Below are 14761 nucleotides of genomic sequence, written 5' to 3' on the forward strand. Positions count from 1 at the left end.
CCCGCGCCGGATCGCGCGCCCGCGCGCGGACGGCACGGAACGGGGACGGAACACCTTGCACGAGCACAGCCTGTTGTACGAGAACGCCCTGTCGTACGAGAACGACCTGGAGCCGATGCCCACCCCGGCCTGGCCCGCACCCGGCGAACACGCCCTGCTGGGCGCGCGGGACGGCCTGTTGGTCGTCGACCTGCACGGCGACGTCGACCTCGCGACCGCGACCCCGCTGCGCGAGTGGCTGGACTCGGTGGTGGCTCTGCGCGCGCCCGCCTACGTCGTCGATCTGCGCCGCACCACGTTCATCGACTCCACCGGGCTCAACCTGGTGCTGCGGTTCCGCCGCCGTGTGCTGGAGCGTGAGGCGGGGTTCGCCGTGGTGTGTGCCCCGCGTACCGTGCGCCTGTTGCGGGCGCACGGCACGCTGGACGTGCTGGACCCGGCGCCCGGCCTCCCGGAGGCGGCCTCCAGGATCGCCGGGCGCTGAGACTCAGACCCGGTCGGCCGCGATCAGCAGATACTGGAAGCTGCCGTTGCGGTAGGCGTCGAGGAAGGTGTCCTCGATCCCCGTGACCAGATGGTCGGCCTGCTTGCGCAGCGCCCAGTAGGGGATCGTGTCCTCGGTGAGGTCCTGGACGTGGACGGGCACCAGGCGGTTGCGGGCCATCGCCCGGAAGTACTCCGACCTGGGGTGGATGTCGCAGATGTAGTGGGCGTTGATGAGGGACACCTCGCGCGAGGCCCGGCCGTAGGTGTCGTTGTAGCAGCCGGTGATCACCACATAGCGTCCGCCGCGGCGCAGCAGCCGGGCGTGCTCGGCGAACAGCAGGTCCAACTCCGCATACATCGTGGACTCGTTGTTCCAGGACGCGGCGAACTCACCTGTCGGGAAGCCGGTGTCGAGCATGTTCCGGTGGTGGTGGCGCACCTTGCCGTCGATGCCCCGCTTGCGTGCCTGTGCGTTGGCGAACTCGGCCTGCTTGGCGGAGATCGTGACCCCGTCGGCCCGGCAGCCGTACCGCAGATGCGCCACCACGCTGCCGCCGCCGCGACCGCAGCCTGCGTCGAACACCCGGTCCTCCGGGGTGAGTTGACCGAGGTGGGAGGCGAGGAGTTCGGCCTGCGCGTGCTCCAGGCGGTGCAGTTCGGCGGTCAGCCGCTCACGGCGCCGGACGGGGTCGGGTTCGTCGAGCACGGACTCGTCGGCCTCGCCGATTCCGTAGTGGTGGTGGTACAGGTCGTCGATCTGTCCGAGGTCGAGGTTGACCGGGTTCTCTTCGGCGTTCCAGTAGTCCGCGACACGGTTCTGGTACGTGGACTGGGTCGGCACCGGGGCTGTGGTGGGGCCGGCGTCGGCAGTGGTCAACGGTGACTCCTAGCGTCGTACGTCTGACGTGATGTCAGGGATCGTTCTGCTACCAGTAGTTGGGAAGGTGGTACCGGTGACTGTTGGTGGCGTGCCACTCGTGGTTGCCGGCCACCCAGGCGGCCAGGCCCTGGGTGTAGCGTTCGACCAGCGGCGAGGCGGCGGACAGCACCGCGGACTCCTCCTCGAAGGCGTCCATGATCCGGTTGTGGATCTCGACCGACTTCAGATAGGCCGCCTTCAGCCCGCGCCGGTCGTTGGCCGCGACGACCTGCGGCAGGTTGAGGTGGTCGGGTTCGGACAGCTCCTTGGTGAAGGAGTAGAGGTCGTTGACGATCGTCGTGGCGTTGCAGGCCAGGGCAGTCACCCGCTGGATCTCGGGCCGGGCGTAGACCGGCTCGGGCAGTTCGTAGCCGTCGACCGCGTCCACGATCGACAGACAGGGGCGGAAGTTGTTGAACTGCCGCATCACCAGGTACTCCCAGACACGCGGCTTGTACCGGGTCTCGGCCCAGGCGGCCTCGGCGAGATAGCCGAGATGGAGCCGGGCGATGTCGTGCACGAACCGGTCGGTCTGGCTGGGGGTGGCGAGGAGGGCGTAGTCCTTGAGCGCGAAGTGGTACGAGCGCCGAGGGCCGTCCGCCTGTACGCCGTGCCGCCACTCCTCCTCGTACTCGGGGGTGGAGTGGAACGGGTCGAGCGCCGACTGTCCGAAGATCAGCCGTCCGCCCAGGCCGCGGTGCGAGCCGCCCTTGCCCTCGTCCTCCTCGCAATAGCAGTTGTCGACGATGTTCTCGGCGAGCAGCAACTTGCCCGCGACGGTGAGCCGTTCGAGGCCGAGCGCCCCCGGGTGCTGGAGCACCACGGCCCGGCCGAACTGGAACCCGGCGAAGTCCCCGTCCCACGCGGCGGGGAACAGATCGAGTTCGCGGGCCCAGGTCTCCAGTCTGCGGTCGATCTCCGCGGCCTTCTCGGGGTCGGCGGGGGCCACGGGCTGGTACTTGAGGCCGGGGATCGCGCCGGTGCGCCGGGCTCGTACGGCGCCGGCCAGGTTCGGCGGGCCGGGCAGCGAAAGGGATGTGGTCATGAGGTGCTCCAGGCCGTCATTCGGCGGTCCGGCCGATCTGGACGTTCTCGAGGATCCCCGCCGCGTCGGGGACCAGGATGGCCATCGAGTAGTAGGCAGTGACGAGATAGCGGATGATCGCGGCCGGGTCGATGCCCATGAAGCGCACGTTCAGACCGGGCTGGAACTCCTCGGGGATGCCCGTCTGGAACAGCCCGACGACACCCTGGTCGGCCTCCCCGGTGCGCAGCGCGATGATGCTGCTGGTGTGCTGCGGGGTGATCGGGATCTTGCCGCACGGGAAGAACGGGACACCGCGCCAGGCGGGGATCTCGTGCCCCTCGACGTTCACCGTGCCGGGCACCAGACCGCGCCGGTTGCACTGCCGGAAGAAGGCCGAGATCGCCTTCGGGTGGGCCAGGAAGAGCCGCGTCTTGCGCCGCATCGCGAGGAGTTCGTCGAGGTCGTCCGGGGTCGGCGGGCCGGTGAAGGTGCTGATGCGCTGGGTGTAGTCGACGCTGTGCAACAGCCCGAACTCCCGGTTGTTGACCAGCTCCCACTCCTGCCGCTCGCGGATCTCCTCGATGGTGAGCCTCAGTTGCTGCTGGGTCTGGTCCATCGGGTCGTTGTAGAGGTCGGCGACCCGGGTGTGCACCCGCAGCACGGTCTGGGTGAGCGACAACTCGTACTCGCGCGGGGCGAGTTCGTAGTCCACGAAGCCGCCGGGCAGCGTCGGCTCGCCCACATGACCGGCCTGGATCGGGACGTCGGCCTCGCCCTTGCGGTTCATCGGCAGCCGCTGCCGCTCGGCGTACGCCTCCAGATGCGCGGCCAACGACGGTACGCGGTCGGTGAATTCGGCCACGACGTCCCAGGGCAGCACGAGCAGGACGCCCGCGGTCTCGGCGCGCACGGAACTCAGCCACAGGGGGTCGGACTGCCCTATCGCCTCGTCCCCCATCTGGTCACCGTCGGTGACGACACCGAGGACCTCCTCGTCGTCGTACTTGCCGGCGGTGAAGCGGGTGAAGCGGCCGTGCGCGACCAAGTAGGCCTCGGTGACGGGCTGTCCGGCCTCGAAGAGGATCTGGCCGGCCCGCACCTCCCGGACCCGGAACCGGCCCGCGATCTCCCGCAGGACCTCCGTGTCGGGGTACCCGCGCAGCACCGGCAGTTCGGTGAGCGTCTCGGGGATGACCTTGATGTCGTCGGCGCCGTTCTGCTCGAACTGGACCCGGCCGCGGCCGACACTGAGCTGGAGCCGCCGGTTGACCCGGTAGGCACCGCCCCGCACGTCCACCCAGGGCAGCATCTTCAGCAGCCATCGTGAGGTGATGGCCTGCATCTGCGGTTCGGACTTGGTGGTCGTGGCGAGCTGGCGGGCCGCCAGGGTGCTGAGACTGGTGGGTTGTCGGCCGTTGCCGGCGGTCGCGGGGTCGGGTTCGTCGGTGGCGGGTCCGTGGGCGCTTTCCGGAGTGGACACATTCCCTCCCGGGAGGTGAACAGGGGTGAGCGCGTCGTCGGTGTACAAGCCAAACAGTCCTGCCCAGGACCGGTAACCGCGCGCAGGGGGCGGCTTCACGTCCTGGAGTGTGTAAACCGTCGATCGAGGCGGGGCGAGGCAGAGATCCTTCCCGCGCCCCGGCGCGCGGAGCGCGAACACGCCTCACCCGCGCGAAATCCCGTGCGCCGCCTACCTGGTGGGGTCGTCCACCCATGAAATCCCGTGCGCCGCCTCCCTATTGAGGTCATCCACACGTGAAACTCCGCGCACTGCCTACCCGTTGATGTCGTTCACCAGCACCGCGGCCCCGTCGAACCGACCTGCCTTCAGATCCGTCAGGGCGTCCGCGGCCCGCGAGAGCGGATAGGTGTGGGTGGTCGCGCGCACGTCGTGCCGGGCGGCCACATCGAGGAACTCCCTTGCGTCCTCACGGGTGTTGGAGGTGACGCTGCGCAACTCCTTCTCGTAGAACAGCTCGTGCTCGTAGTCCAGGGGCGGTGTGTCGCTGAGGTGGATGCCCGCGACCGCGAGGACTCCGCCCCGGTCGAGTGCCCGTAGCGCCACGGGCACGAGATCGCCGACCGGCGCGAACAGGATCGCGCTGTCCAACGGCTCCGGCGGCGCCTCGTACGCGTCGCGCGCCGAGGCCGCCCCCAGTTCCAGTGCGAGCCGCTGCGCCGCCTTGCCCCGGGTCAGCACATGCACGGTGGCGCCCTCGGCGAGCGCCACCTGGGCGCACAGATGGGCGCTGCCCCCGAAGCCGTAGAGACCGAGTCGGCCGCCCGGCGGGAGTGCGGCCCGGCGCAGCGCGCGGTAGCCGATGATCCCGGCGCAGAGCAGTGGTGCCAGGGCCACGTCGTCGAGGCCGGCGGGGAGTCGGTGGGCGAACGCGGCCGGTACGGTCGTGTACTCCGCGTAGCCGCCGTCGGCGTCCCAGCCGGTGTACTCGGAGCGCGGGCACAGGTTCTCGGCCCCGCGCAGGCAGTACGCGCACGTGCCGTCGGTATGCCGCAGCCATGCGACGCCCACCCGGTCGCCGACCGCGAAGCCGCTCACCCCGGCCCCGAAGCCCGCTACCACCCCGACGACCTCGTGCCCCGGAGTCACCCCCGGGCGGTGCACCGGGAGATCCCCCTCGGTGACGTGCAGATCGGTGCGGCACACCCCGCACGCGCGCACGTGCACGAGCAGTTCGTCATCCCCAGGTACCGGCACCGGCTTCTCCACCCATCGGAGAACGCCTTCCTCGACGGGGCCCGGCTCGGTCACGGCCCACGCGCGCATCGTCGTCGTATCCGCCATACGTCCAGTGTGGAACGGACCGCGGCGTTCGGCGCGCGCCCTGCTCTCCGGGTGACTAGCGTGAGAATTCGGACAACCCGACCTACCGGAGAGGGCCGCGATCATGGCCGTACGACCTGAGGGAACCCCTTGTTGGGCCGACGCGATGTTCAGCGACGTCGAGGGGGCCAAGCGCTTCTACGGCGAGGTCCTCGGCTGGACCTTCGGCGACGCGTCGTCGGAGTACGGCAACTACACCCAGGCCTTCGTCGACGACAAGGCGGTCGCGGCCGTCGTACCGCCGATGCCCGGAGCGGAGGGTCAGTCGCAGTGGTGCCTGTACCTCGCGTCACCGGACGCGGCGGCCACCGCGGCGAAGATCCGGGAGAACGGCGGGCAGGTGCTGATGGAGCCGATGAAGGTCGGCGACTTCGGCACGATGTGCCTGGCCAGTGAGCCCAGCGGCGCCGTCTTCGGCGTCTGGCAGGGCGGCGCCCACGAGGGCTTCGAGGCTGTGGGCGTGCCCGGCGCCTACGCCTGGGCCGAGGTCTTCACACGCGAGCCGGCGAAGGCGGACGCGTTCTTCGCGGCGGTCTTCCCGTACGCGCAGAAGCAGATGGACGGCGGTGACATGGACTACCGGATGTACAACGTCGGCGACGACACGGTGCTGGGCCGGATGAAGATGGGTGACGAGTTCCCGCCCGAGGTGCCGTCGTACGTCAACGTGTACTTCACCGTCCCGGACTGCGACGAGGCCGTCGCCAAGGCCACCGAGCTGGGCGGGATCGTGCGCTTCGGCCCGATGGACAGTCCCTTCGGGCGGTTCGCGGCGCTGAGCGATCCGCAGGGCGCCGCGTTCACGGTGATCGACGTGACCACGACCAAGGGTGACCTCCCGACGAGCACGGACGTCTAGCCGAGGCCGTTCATCAGCTCCCGTCGGCCGCCCACCAGGCGGGAGCGCAGGCCACGGCCGCGTCGACCAGGTCTTCCTTCGTGACGGACGGGTCGTCGAGCCAGGCCCGGATGGCTCCGGCGAAGCCGCGCGCCATGAACTGCGCTATCACGTGACGGTTGGCCTCGGGGAGTCCCGAGTGGTGGCCGTCGGCCATGAGGGCCAGCGTGTAGTCGCCGAAGTGGCGCACGAGTGCCTCGTACACACCGCTGTCCGCCGGGTCGTCGAGGGCGTGCCGGTATATCGGCAGGTACCGCTCGACGTGGTCGGCGACCTCCGTCGTGGCCAGGCGCAGCAGCGCGGGAGCCGATTCGCCCTGCAAGCGGCGCTCGGCCTCCAACAGGTGGCCGCGGTCCAGGTCGGCGCGGAGCACCTGGATGAGGAGGTCCAGCGGGGAGCTGTACCGGTTGTAGAACGTGGCGCGGGTGACCCCGGCGCGGTCGGCCAGTTCGCCGATGGTGATCTGCGAGACGGGCCGCTCGGCGGCGAGGTCCACGATCGCCTCTTCGAAGGCCCGCGTCGTACGGGTGATGCGCGGATCTGTCCGGTTGCTCAGCGCTCTGCCCTCCGGGGTTGTCGTTGCACTCTGCCATGCCGAGTGATTTTATACACATGTCAAATAGCGTGGCGAAAGGAACGGTCATGGCCTCGCACACCGAGATCTCACCCCGGGAAGCCGCCGACCGGCTGGCCATCCGCGAGCTCATCGACGCCTACGCGCACTGCGCGGACCGGCGGGACGCCGAGGGGCAGATGAGCCTGTTCACCGAGGACACCCGGTTCCTGGTGTTCATGGACGCCACGGCGGCCGAGCCGACCCAGACCCTGCACGGGCGCGAGTCCCTGGCCCCGGTGTTCGACAACCTCAACACCTACCAAGCGACCACCCACTTCAACGGCCAGAGCGCTGTCACCCTGGACGGCGACGACCGGGCGACGGGCGAGAGCTACTGCCTGGCCCATCACATCGGCGTGGACGAGTCCGGGCAGCGCACGCTGATGATCGCGTCCATCCGCTACCTCGACGAGTTCACCAAGCAGGACGGCGACTGGTATTTCGCCGAACGCCGGCTGATGGTCGACTGGACCGAGACGCGCCCCTCGACGCCGTGACGCCGGTGTGCGGTCAAGTGGCCGGTTCCTCCTCGTAGTTGGCCACGCGGTTGGCCACGGCGACTCCCCAGGGGATGCCGAAGAGCAGGACGAGCGCCAGGCCGAGGACGAGCGGAGCCGGGCGCAGGGCGCCGACTCCCACGCAGAGGACGGCCATGGCGACACAGGTGCGGGCCAGGGGACGGTAGAGCCCGAGATTCTCGTTCCAGTGACGCAGGGAGGCCGCGAGCACCATCGTCGAGCAGAGCACGACGGCCGCGCCCCCGCAGAGCACCCAGGCCGTGGCGGCGGGCGTACGGCTGTCGTGGGCGTGCTCGACGAGGCCGACCATCGCGGCGCCCATGGCGGCCACCGCGGCCGTGATCGGCAGGTGGACCGTCATCCACAGCAGGGCGCTCGCGCGCGTGGGCCTCGGCAGCCGGTGCCCGGCGAAGTCGAAGTAGGTCCACCAGGCGCCGAATCCGACGACCACGGCGACGAGTCCTACGGCGAGGGTGAGCGCGTTGGTCGGCTCGTGGGCCAGCCCGTCGACCACCCCGGTCACGTTCTCGCCGAGCACGATGATGATGAACAGCCCGAATCGTTCCGTGAGCGCGTCGGTCACGCTGAGCGCGACCACCTGTTCCGGAATGGCCCGCCCGATCACGAGCACGAACCCCGCCAGATATACGACGGCCAGCGCGCCCCACGTCAGCACGCGGGCGTCCGCGGGCAGGGCCGCGCTCGCCGCCAGCACGACAGCGCAGGCCGCCGTCCCCGTCACGTACAGCATGCTGGGGCGCCGGAACTCGGGGGTGTCGCTGCGCGAGGCGAGCAGCCACAGCAGTGCCAGGACCGTGAACAGCACCCCCGCGTCGACGGCGAACGCGGCTCCGCGCTCGTCGCCCGCCCCGGGGATGAACGCGCCCAGCGGGACGAGCACGAGGATCTGGAGCAGGAACATGCTCCGGCCGCGGGCGTCCTCGTGCCCGTGCAGCTCGTGGTGCAGGCTGCCGTTGAGCCAGGCGATCCACACCAGCGCGAACACCGCGGCGAACAGGCCCAGTCCGTGCCAGTCGAGCTCCCCGGACAGATGGTGGGCGGCCTGCGCGACCAGCACGACCACGACCAGGTCGTAGAAGAGTTCCAGCGGTCCGACGACCCGCTCGCGCGGCTGCTCGCCATGGGGGCGCGGGGGCCGCCACAAGTGGTGGCGCACCCGGGCCCATTGCTCTTGTCGCGAGGTCATGCGCGCAGCGTAGAGGGCTAGCGGACGAGATCTTCGGACACGGCCCACAGCCGGGCCGCGTTCTCCCGGTCCAGGGCGTACGGCGCGACGCCGGCGACGGCTCCGGCCCGCTCGGTGACCGGCTCGGACTCGGCGCAGTCCTCGAAGTAACGGCCGGTGACGCCCTGCACGGTCGGTGAGGCGGCGAGCAGCACCGAGGTCGCGGCGCCCTGCTCCACCGACTTCTGCGGCGGCAGCGCGAGTTCGCCCGAGGCGATGAAGGCGGCGACCTGGTCCATGTCCATGTGGCGGGCCAGGGAGGTGTCCGCGATGTTGCCCGGCATCAGCGCGTTCGCGGTGATGCCGTCGCCTGCCCAGCGCTCGGCGGCACCGACGGCGAACAGGGCGTTGGCCGTCTTCGACTGCCCGTATGAGGTCCAGGGGTCGTAGGGGCGGAAGCGGTAGTCCAGGTCGTCGAAGACGACGGGGGAGAAGAGGTGGCCGATGGAGCTCACCGACACGACCCGGGCGTCGTTCGCGGCCGCGAGGGCCGGGTGGAGGCCGGTGGTGAGGGCGAAGTGGCCCAGGTGGTTGACGCCGAACTGCCATTCGCGGCCCTCGGGCGTGCGGGTGAGTTCGGGTGTGGCCATCACGCCGGCGTTGTTGACCAGGATGTGCAGCGGGCCCTGCCAGGCCGCCACGAACGCGGCGATCGTCGACCGGTCGGCCAGGTCGAGCCGCCCTACCGTCAACTGCCCTGATCCGGGCGGCAGTTCCTTCTCCAGGCGCTCCGCGACCAGGGCGCCCGCGTCGGTGTTCCGCACGGCCAGGGTGACGTCGGTACCCGCCGCGGCGAGCGCCCGGGCCGTCTCCACCCCGATCCCGGAACTGGCCCCGGTCACCACGGCACGGCGGCCGTGCAGGTCGACGCCGTCGATCACTTCGGCGGCGGTTGTGTCCGCACTGAACATCGGGAACCCCAAAAGGTGGACTAATTGACATCTGTATATTAGCAGTGGCTGTGAACGCCGCCTCTCGAACCGACCTCGCTCGCCGAGGGGGCCGCCGAGCCTCTCGCGCGGCCATGGCATGATCGGGCGCATGCGTGAACGTGTGGTGGCCGCGTGCGACGGGGCTTCGAAAGGGAATCCCGGGCCGGCCGCCTGGGCGTGGGTCGTCTCGGACGACAAGGAGAGCCCGGCCCGCTGGGAGGCAGGACCGCTCGGCAAGGCCACCAACAACGTCGCCGAACTCACCGCGCTGGAGCGCCTGTTGACGGCAACCGCACCGGACGTACCGCTGGAGATCCGCATGGACTCGCAGTACGCCATGAAGGCGGTCACCACCTGGCTGCCCGGCTGGAAGCGCAACGGCTGGAAGACCTCCGGCGGAAAGCCGGTCGCCAACCAGGAGTTGGTCGTCCGCATCGACGAACTCCTCGACGGCCGCTCGGTCGAGTTCCGCTACGTTCCCGCCCACCAGGTCGACGGCGACCCGCTGAACGACTTCGCCGACCGCGCGGCCAGCCAGGCCGCCATCGTCCAGGAGCCCGCGGGCAGCGACCTCGGCTCCCCGGAGCCGCCTCCCTCACCCGACACCCCGAAGAAGCCCGCCCGCGCGGGTGCGGCCAAGTCGGCCCGGAAGAGCGCGAGTTCCGCCTCCCGCACGATCAAGGCCAAGTTCCCCGGCCGCTGCCTGTGCGGCCGCGCCTACGCGGCCGGCGAGCCCATCAGCAAGAACCCCAAGGGCTGGGGCCACCCGGAGTGCGCCACGGCCGAGGCGTAGGTCCTTCGTCTGCTCGACGCGTCCCATCGGTCTTCGGGTCCCGAGGCCGATGGGACTTTCTTGCGCCTCCAGCCTGCTACTCTGCGGTTCCACTTGACCACTTTGAGTAATCTCCAGGGGTGTGCGCGTGAAGGTCGCCTGTGTCGGAGGCGGGCCCGCCGGTCTGTATCTCTCGATCCTGCTGAAGCGTCAGGACCCGTCCCACGACATCACCGTCTACGAGCGCAACCCCGAGGGCTCGACCTACGGCTGGGGTGTCACCTACTGGCGCGGACTCCTCGACCAACTCCGGGAGTACGACCTGGAGTCCGCGCAGGCCGTCGACGAGCACTCGGTGCGCTGGAGCGACGGCGTCGCCCGCATCCGGGACCTGACAACCACCCAACCCGGCGACGAGGGCCACGGCATCGGCCGCCACCGACTCCTCAAGATCCTCGCCGAACGGGCCCGATCCCTGGGCGTGCGGCTGGAGTTCGAGCGCGAGGTCACGGCCGAGGACCTGCCCGACGCGGATCTGATCGTGGCCGCCGACGGCGTCAACAGTGCGCTGCGCACCCGCCACGCCGACCACTTCGGCGCCGAACTCAAGCCCGGCCGCAACCAGTACATCTGGCTCGGTACCAGCAAGGTCTTCGGCTCGTTCACCTTCGCCTTCGTGGAGACCGACCACGGCTGGATCTGGTGCTACGGCTACGCGTTCGGCCCCGAGGGCAGCACCTGCGTCATCGAGTGCGCACCCGAGACCTGGACCGGCCTCGGTCTCGACACCGCGGCCGAGGCCGACGGACTCGCCCTGTTGGAGAAGCTCTTCGCCGACCTCCTCGACGGGCACTCCCTGATCGGCCGCGCCTCGGCCGACGGCAGCGCCCAGTGGCTGAACTTCCGCACGCTGACCAACCGCACCTGGCACCGCGGCAACCTCGTCCTGCTCGGCGACGCCGCCCACACCACCCACTACTCCATCGGCGCCGGCACCACCCTCGCCCTGGAGGACGCCATCGCGCTCGCGGACGCCCTGCGCGACCACACCGACCTGTCGCAGGCACTCGCCGCCTACGAACAGCGCCGTAGATCCGCCCTGTTGTCCATCCAGAGCGCGGCCCGCTACAGCGCCCAGTGGTACGAGAACCTCCAGCGCTACATCCACCTGCCCCCGCACCGCATGTTCGCCCTGCTCGGCCAGCGCCACTCACCCCTGCTGCCGTACGTCCCGCCGCAGGTGTACTACGGCATCGACAAGGCGGCCGGGCGGCTGGAGGCGCTGCGCCGGTTCAAGCGCTGGCTCGGGCCCAAGGTCGCGCGGACCGTGCACGCGCGGGCGCTCGCCTCCCGCAAGTAGGGCACCCGCCGGGAGCGGTCCGGCTTCCGCGAGCGGCCTGGGAAGGTTGGGTGAATGACTATTCACCAGTTAGGGTGAATAGTCATTCACCTTCTTTTTTCATGCCAGCTGGAGTGCCCATGGGCCAGCCCGTCCCGATACCCGAGCCGTCCGGCAGCCTCGCCGGACGGACCCCCTTCCGGGACCGGCTCACCGTTCCGGTGCTGGCGTTCGGCGGGATCCTCATGGCGGTCATGCAGACCGTGGTCGTCCCGCTGCTGCCGTCCCTGCCCCGGCTGACCCACTCCTCCGCGGGCGCCGTCTCGTGGATGGTCACCGCGACCCTGCTCTCCGGCGCCGTCCTCACCCCCGTGCTCGGCCGGGCCGGCGACATGTACGGCAAGCGGCGGGTGTTGACCGGCGCCCTGAGCCTGATGACCGTCGGCTCCGTCATGTGCGCCCTGTCCTCCGACATCCGCGTCCTGATCTTCGCCCGCGCCCTGCAAGGCGCCGCGGCCGCCGTCGTCCCCCTGTCGATCAGCATCCTGCGCGACGAACTGCCGCCGGAACGCCGGGGCAGCGCGGTCGCGCTGATGAGTTCCACGGTCGGTATCGGCGCCGCGCTCGGACTGCCGCTCGCGGCGCTGATCGTGCAGTACGCCAACTGGCACGTCATGTTCTGGGCGACCAGCGCCCTCGGCGCGATCGGCGTGTGGGGGATCTGGTGGGCGGTGCGCGAGTCGCCCGTCCGTTCGCCGGGCCGCTTCGACGTGCTCGGCGCGCTGGGACTCGCCGTAGGACTGGTGTGTCTGCTGCTCGGGGTGTCGCAGGGCGGCCAGTGGGGGTGGGGCAGCCCGCGGATCCTGGGGCTGTTCCTCGCCACGGTCGTCGTGTTCGGACTGTGGTGGTGGCAGCAGCTCCGGGTGGAACAGCCGCTGGTGGACCTGCGCCTGGTGTCCAAGCCAAGGGTGGGCCTGTCCCATGTGGCGGCCCTGCTGACCGGCTTCGCGTTCTACGCCAACTCCCTCGTCACCGCCCAGCTGGTGCAGGCGCCCAAGTCCACCGGGTACGGGCTCGGACTGTCCATCGTCCAGACCGGCCTGTGCCTGCTGCCCGGCGGCATCACCATGCTGCTGCTCTCACCCGTCTCCGCCCGGATCTCGGCGGCCCGGGGCCCGCGCATCACGCTCGCCCTCGGCGCCGCGATCATCGCGCTCGGCTATGTGGTGCGCATCGCCGACAGCCGTGACCTGTGGACGATCATCCTCGGCGCGACGGTTGTGGCCACCGGCACCACCTTCGCCTACTCGGCGTTGCCCACGCTCATCCTGCGCGCCGTCCCGGCCGGCCAGACCGCGTCCGCGAACGGCGTCAACGTCCTGATGCGCACCATCGGCCAGGCCGTCTCCAGCGCCGTGGTCGCCGCCGTGCTGGTGCACCACACCAGCCTGGTCGGCGGGCTCCCGCTGCCCACGCTGCACGGATACCTGATGGCGTTCGGCATCGCGGGCGTGATCGCCCTGGTCGCGAGCGCGGCGGCACTGACCATCCCGGGCGACCCCGCTCCCGACGACACGCGGCCCGCACGCGAGCGTGCCGAGGGCGCGCGGGACGAGGCGCTGGAGGGAGCATGAGTGCCGTGAGCACCACTCCACCCACCGCGTCCACGCCCGCCCGCCGGGACGCCGAGGCGACCAAGGCGGCCATCCTCAGGGCGGCGCGTTATCTCCTCGCGCGCAACGCGCACGCCGACATCACCCTCAAGGCCGTCGCCGAACGCGCCGGTGTCAGCGCGCCGTTGATCCTCAAGTACTTCGGCAACAAGGACGCCCTCTTCGCCCGCGTCATGTCCTTCGACACCGACGCGGAGGACCTCCTCGACGCCCCGCTCGACGGACTCGGCCGCCACATGGTCCGGCACGTCCTGGTCAGCCAGCGCGAGCGGGGCGCCGACCCGTTGCTACGGATCGCGTTCGCACCCCTCCAGGGCGACCACGGCGACATCCTGCGCGTCAACTTCCGCACGCAGGTGGTCGATCGCCTCGCCGGGCGCCTCTCCGGCCCGGACACCGCTCTGCGCGCCGAACTCGCCGTCGCGACCCTCCTCGGCCTCGGCGTCATGTACGGCATCGCGCGCGGCACCGAGCTGCGAGCGACCGCCGTCGACATCATCGTGGACCGCTACGGACCCACCGTGCAGGCGCACTTGACACCCCGCTGAGCTAGCGCGCCCGGCGTCGCTCCGCCCGTGCGCGACGGTACTGCCGGAGCAGGACACGCAAGGAGGCGAGAGCAGCCGGACTCGCCCCGCGCCGCAGGAGCCTCCCGCCCTCGCGGCGCACCGCGCGGAGCCGCAGTTCCTGGACGGCGATCAGGGCGTCGAGAAACGGCCGGTATCCGGGCGCGACGAGCGCGGGCAGCCGTCGGCCCTCCGTGAGCGTGGCCTCGGCGAGATCGGCCTGCGCCAGCACCAGCCGCTCCAACGCGGGCTCACACGCTGCGGACCTGCTCCGCAGATCCTCGAACTTCAGCCCGTACCGGACCAGTTCGTCCTCCGGGATGCCGATACGGCCGTCCTCGGCGTCCTCCGCGAGATCGGCCAGGAAGTCGGCGCGCTGCAAGCCCTCGATCAGGGCCCGGCATCCCCGGACGTACGGACCGTCGGGTCCGGCGTCGGGATCGGGCGCGAGCAGCGACGCGGTGAGCATCAGGGCGGGCAGCGCGTAACTGTCCACGTACGCCTGGAAGTCGGCCTCCGTCTGGAAGCCGGTCCAACTCGCCTCGACCGTGGCGCCGTCGAGGAAGGCCCGCACCCGGGCGGCCAGGTACGGATGACGGTGCGTGGTGTCCCGGAGCGCCAACAGGGTCTCGTCGGCGGGCAGTTCACTGCTCTCGAGCGCCGCAGTGGTCTCGGCGTCCCAGGATGCGAGGGTCGCGGTACGGACGTCCACGTCGCCGGTGTCGATCAGCTCGTCGGTCGCGTGCATGTAGGCCACCGCGGCGACGGCCGACGGATGCAGCTCCGCCGGCAACAGCAGCCGTACCGCCGCGTATTCGTGCGGCGCGAACCTGCGGACGAGCCGGCGTTGGGCGTCGTAGGCACGCCGCAGTCGCGGGTCGATGATGCCCACCTTCGTCAGTGCGGTCGACCAGCTGCTCACAACTC

At 70.5% G+C, this 14761-nt stretch carries 15 protein-coding genes; 7 read left to right on the forward strand and 8 right to left on the reverse strand.

Annotation, left to right across the window (positions count from 1 at the left end):
- Positions 1-55: 55 nt before the first annotated feature.
- Entirely contained in the window at positions 56-484 is a 429-nt protein-coding gene (locus OG504_RS48385; RefSeq protein WP_405995528.1) for an STAS domain-containing protein, read from the forward strand.
- A gap of 3 nt (positions 485-487) precedes the next feature.
- Here the strand turns inward: OG504_RS48385 and OG504_RS48390 are convergent, their stop codons facing one another.
- The 4 genes from OG504_RS48390 to OG504_RS48405 all read right to left on the reverse strand — a co-directional run bounded on the left by OG504_RS48390 (position 488) and on the right by OG504_RS48405 (position 5217).
- Positions 488-1363 carry a geranyl diphosphate 2-C-methyltransferase gene (locus OG504_RS48390; protein ID WP_405995529.1) on the reverse strand — a complete coding sequence of 292 codons (876 nt, stop codon included), beginning with the start codon at positions 1361-1363 and terminating at the stop codon, positions 488-490.
- 49 nt (positions 1364-1412) lie between these two features.
- Complete coding sequence (locus tag OG504_RS48395) at positions 1413-2450, reverse strand: family 2 encapsulin nanocompartment cargo protein terpene cyclase (RefSeq protein ID WP_405995530.1); 1038 nt, start codon at positions 2448-2450, stop codon at positions 1413-1415.
- Between the two features lie 16 nt (positions 2451-2466).
- Complete coding sequence (locus OG504_RS48400; protein ID WP_405995531.1) at positions 2467-3912, reverse strand: family 2B encapsulin nanocompartment shell protein; 1446 nt, start codon at positions 3910-3912, stop codon at positions 2467-2469.
- 294 nt (positions 3913-4206) lie between these two features.
- Positions 4207-5217, reverse strand: a complete 1011-nt coding sequence (locus tag OG504_RS48405; RefSeq protein ID WP_405996611.1) for a zinc-binding alcohol dehydrogenase family protein — start codon at positions 5215-5217, stop codon at positions 4207-4209.
- 121 nt (positions 5218-5338) lie between these two features.
- On the opposite strand from OG504_RS48405, the gene OG504_RS48410 reads away from it, so the two are divergent.
- Positions 5339-6133, forward strand: a complete 795-nt coding sequence (locus tag OG504_RS48410; RefSeq protein WP_405995532.1) for a VOC family protein — start codon at positions 5339-5341, stop codon at positions 6131-6133.
- Between the two features lie 13 nt (positions 6134-6146).
- Here OG504_RS48410 and OG504_RS48415 read toward each other — a convergent pair whose 3' ends face one another.
- The gene (locus OG504_RS48415) at positions 6147-6668 is read right to left on the reverse strand and encodes a TetR/AcrR family transcriptional regulator (RefSeq protein WP_405995533.1); all 522 of its coding nucleotides are present in this window, start codon (positions 6666-6668) and stop codon (positions 6147-6149) included.
- Between the two features lie 146 nt (positions 6669-6814).
- Between OG504_RS48415 and OG504_RS48420 the strand changes: the two genes are divergently transcribed.
- Positions 6815-7285, forward strand: coding sequence for a nuclear transport factor 2 family protein (locus OG504_RS48420; protein ID WP_405995534.1), 471 nt, complete (start codon positions 6815-6817; stop codon positions 7283-7285).
- 13 nt (positions 7286-7298) lie between these two features.
- Here OG504_RS48420 and OG504_RS48425 read toward each other — a convergent pair whose 3' ends face one another.
- Together OG504_RS48425 and OG504_RS48430 are read right to left on the reverse strand one after the other, a co-directional pair.
- Positions 7299-8513, reverse strand: a complete 1215-nt coding sequence (locus OG504_RS48425; protein ID WP_405995535.1) for a low temperature requirement protein A — start codon at positions 8511-8513, stop codon at positions 7299-7301.
- 17 nt (positions 8514-8530) lie between these two features.
- Positions 8531-9463: an SDR family NAD(P)-dependent oxidoreductase gene (locus OG504_RS48430; protein WP_405995536.1), complete on the reverse strand. Its 933-nt coding sequence runs from the start codon at positions 9461-9463 to the stop codon at positions 8531-8533.
- A 118-nt stretch (positions 9464-9581) separates the two neighbouring features.
- Here OG504_RS48430 and OG504_RS48435 point away from each other — a divergent pair, with 118 nt between their 5' ends.
- The 4 genes from OG504_RS48435 (at position 9582) to OG504_RS48450 (ending at position 13816) form a co-directional block, all read left to right on the forward strand.
- On the forward strand, positions 9582-10277 hold the full coding sequence (locus OG504_RS48435) for a ribonuclease H (protein ID WP_405995537.1): 696 nt from the start codon (positions 9582-9584) through the stop codon (positions 10275-10277).
- Between the two features lie 127 nt (positions 10278-10404).
- Positions 10405-11616 carry an FAD-dependent monooxygenase gene (locus OG504_RS48440; protein ID WP_405995538.1) on the forward strand — a complete coding sequence of 404 codons (1212 nt, stop codon included), beginning with the start codon at positions 10405-10407 and terminating at the stop codon, positions 11614-11616.
- 119 nt (positions 11617-11735) lie between these two features.
- Positions 11736-13229: an MFS transporter gene (locus OG504_RS48445; protein ID WP_405995539.1), complete on the forward strand. Its 1494-nt coding sequence runs from the start codon at positions 11736-11738 to the stop codon at positions 13227-13229.
- Positions 13226-13816: a TetR family transcriptional regulator gene (locus OG504_RS48450; RefSeq protein WP_405995540.1), complete on the forward strand. Its 591-nt coding sequence runs from the start codon at positions 13226-13228 to the stop codon at positions 13814-13816. The genes OG504_RS48445 and OG504_RS48450 overlap by 4 nt, the downstream gene beginning before the upstream one ends.
- A gap of 1 nt (position 13817) precedes the next feature.
- Here OG504_RS48450 and OG504_RS48455 read toward each other — a convergent pair whose 3' ends face one another.
- A complete protein-coding gene (locus OG504_RS48455; RefSeq protein ID WP_405995541.1) occupies positions 13818-14756 on the reverse strand; it encodes a squalene/phytoene synthase family protein in 939 nt (312 codons plus the stop codon).
- Between the last annotated feature and the right edge of the window lie 5 nt (positions 14757-14761).

The sequence above is a fragment of the Streptomyces sp. NBC_00986 genome (assembly GCF_045162565.1).
In the GTDB taxonomy this organism is placed as follows: Bacteria; Actinomycetota; Actinomycetes; order Streptomycetales; family Streptomycetaceae; genus Streptomyces.

Coding starts and splice junctions, on each gene's coding strand:
- OG504_RS48450 (WP_405995540.1), top strand. CDS start 13,226: ATGAGTGCCGTGAGCACCACTCCACCCACCGCGTCCACGCCCGCCCGC.
- OG504_RS48410 (WP_405995532.1), top strand. CDS start 5,339: ATGGCCGTACGACCTGAGGGAACCCCTTGTTGGGCCGACGCGATGTTC.
- OG504_RS48435 (WP_405995537.1), top strand. CDS start 9,582: ATGATCGGGCGCATGCGTGAACGTGTGGTGGCCGCGTGCGACGGGGCT.
- OG504_RS48430 (WP_405995536.1), bottom strand. CDS start 9,463: ATGTTCAGTGCGGACACAACCGCCGCCGAAGTGATCGACGGCGTCGAC.
- OG504_RS48405 (WP_405996611.1), bottom strand. CDS start 5,217: ATGCGCGCGTGGGCCGTGACCGAGCCGGGCCCCGTCGAGGAAGGCGTT.
- OG504_RS48445 (WP_405995539.1), top strand. CDS start 11,736: ATGGGCCAGCCCGTCCCGATACCCGAGCCGTCCGGCAGCCTCGCCGGA.
- OG504_RS48425 (WP_405995535.1), bottom strand. CDS start 8,513: ATGACCTCGCGACAAGAGCAATGGGCCCGGGTGCGCCACCACTTGTGG.
- OG504_RS48420 (WP_405995534.1), top strand. CDS start 6,815: ATGGCCTCGCACACCGAGATCTCACCCCGGGAAGCCGCCGACCGGCTG.
- OG504_RS48395 (WP_405995530.1), bottom strand. CDS start 2,450: ATGACCACATCCCTTTCGCTGCCCGGCCCGCCGAACCTGGCCGGCGCC.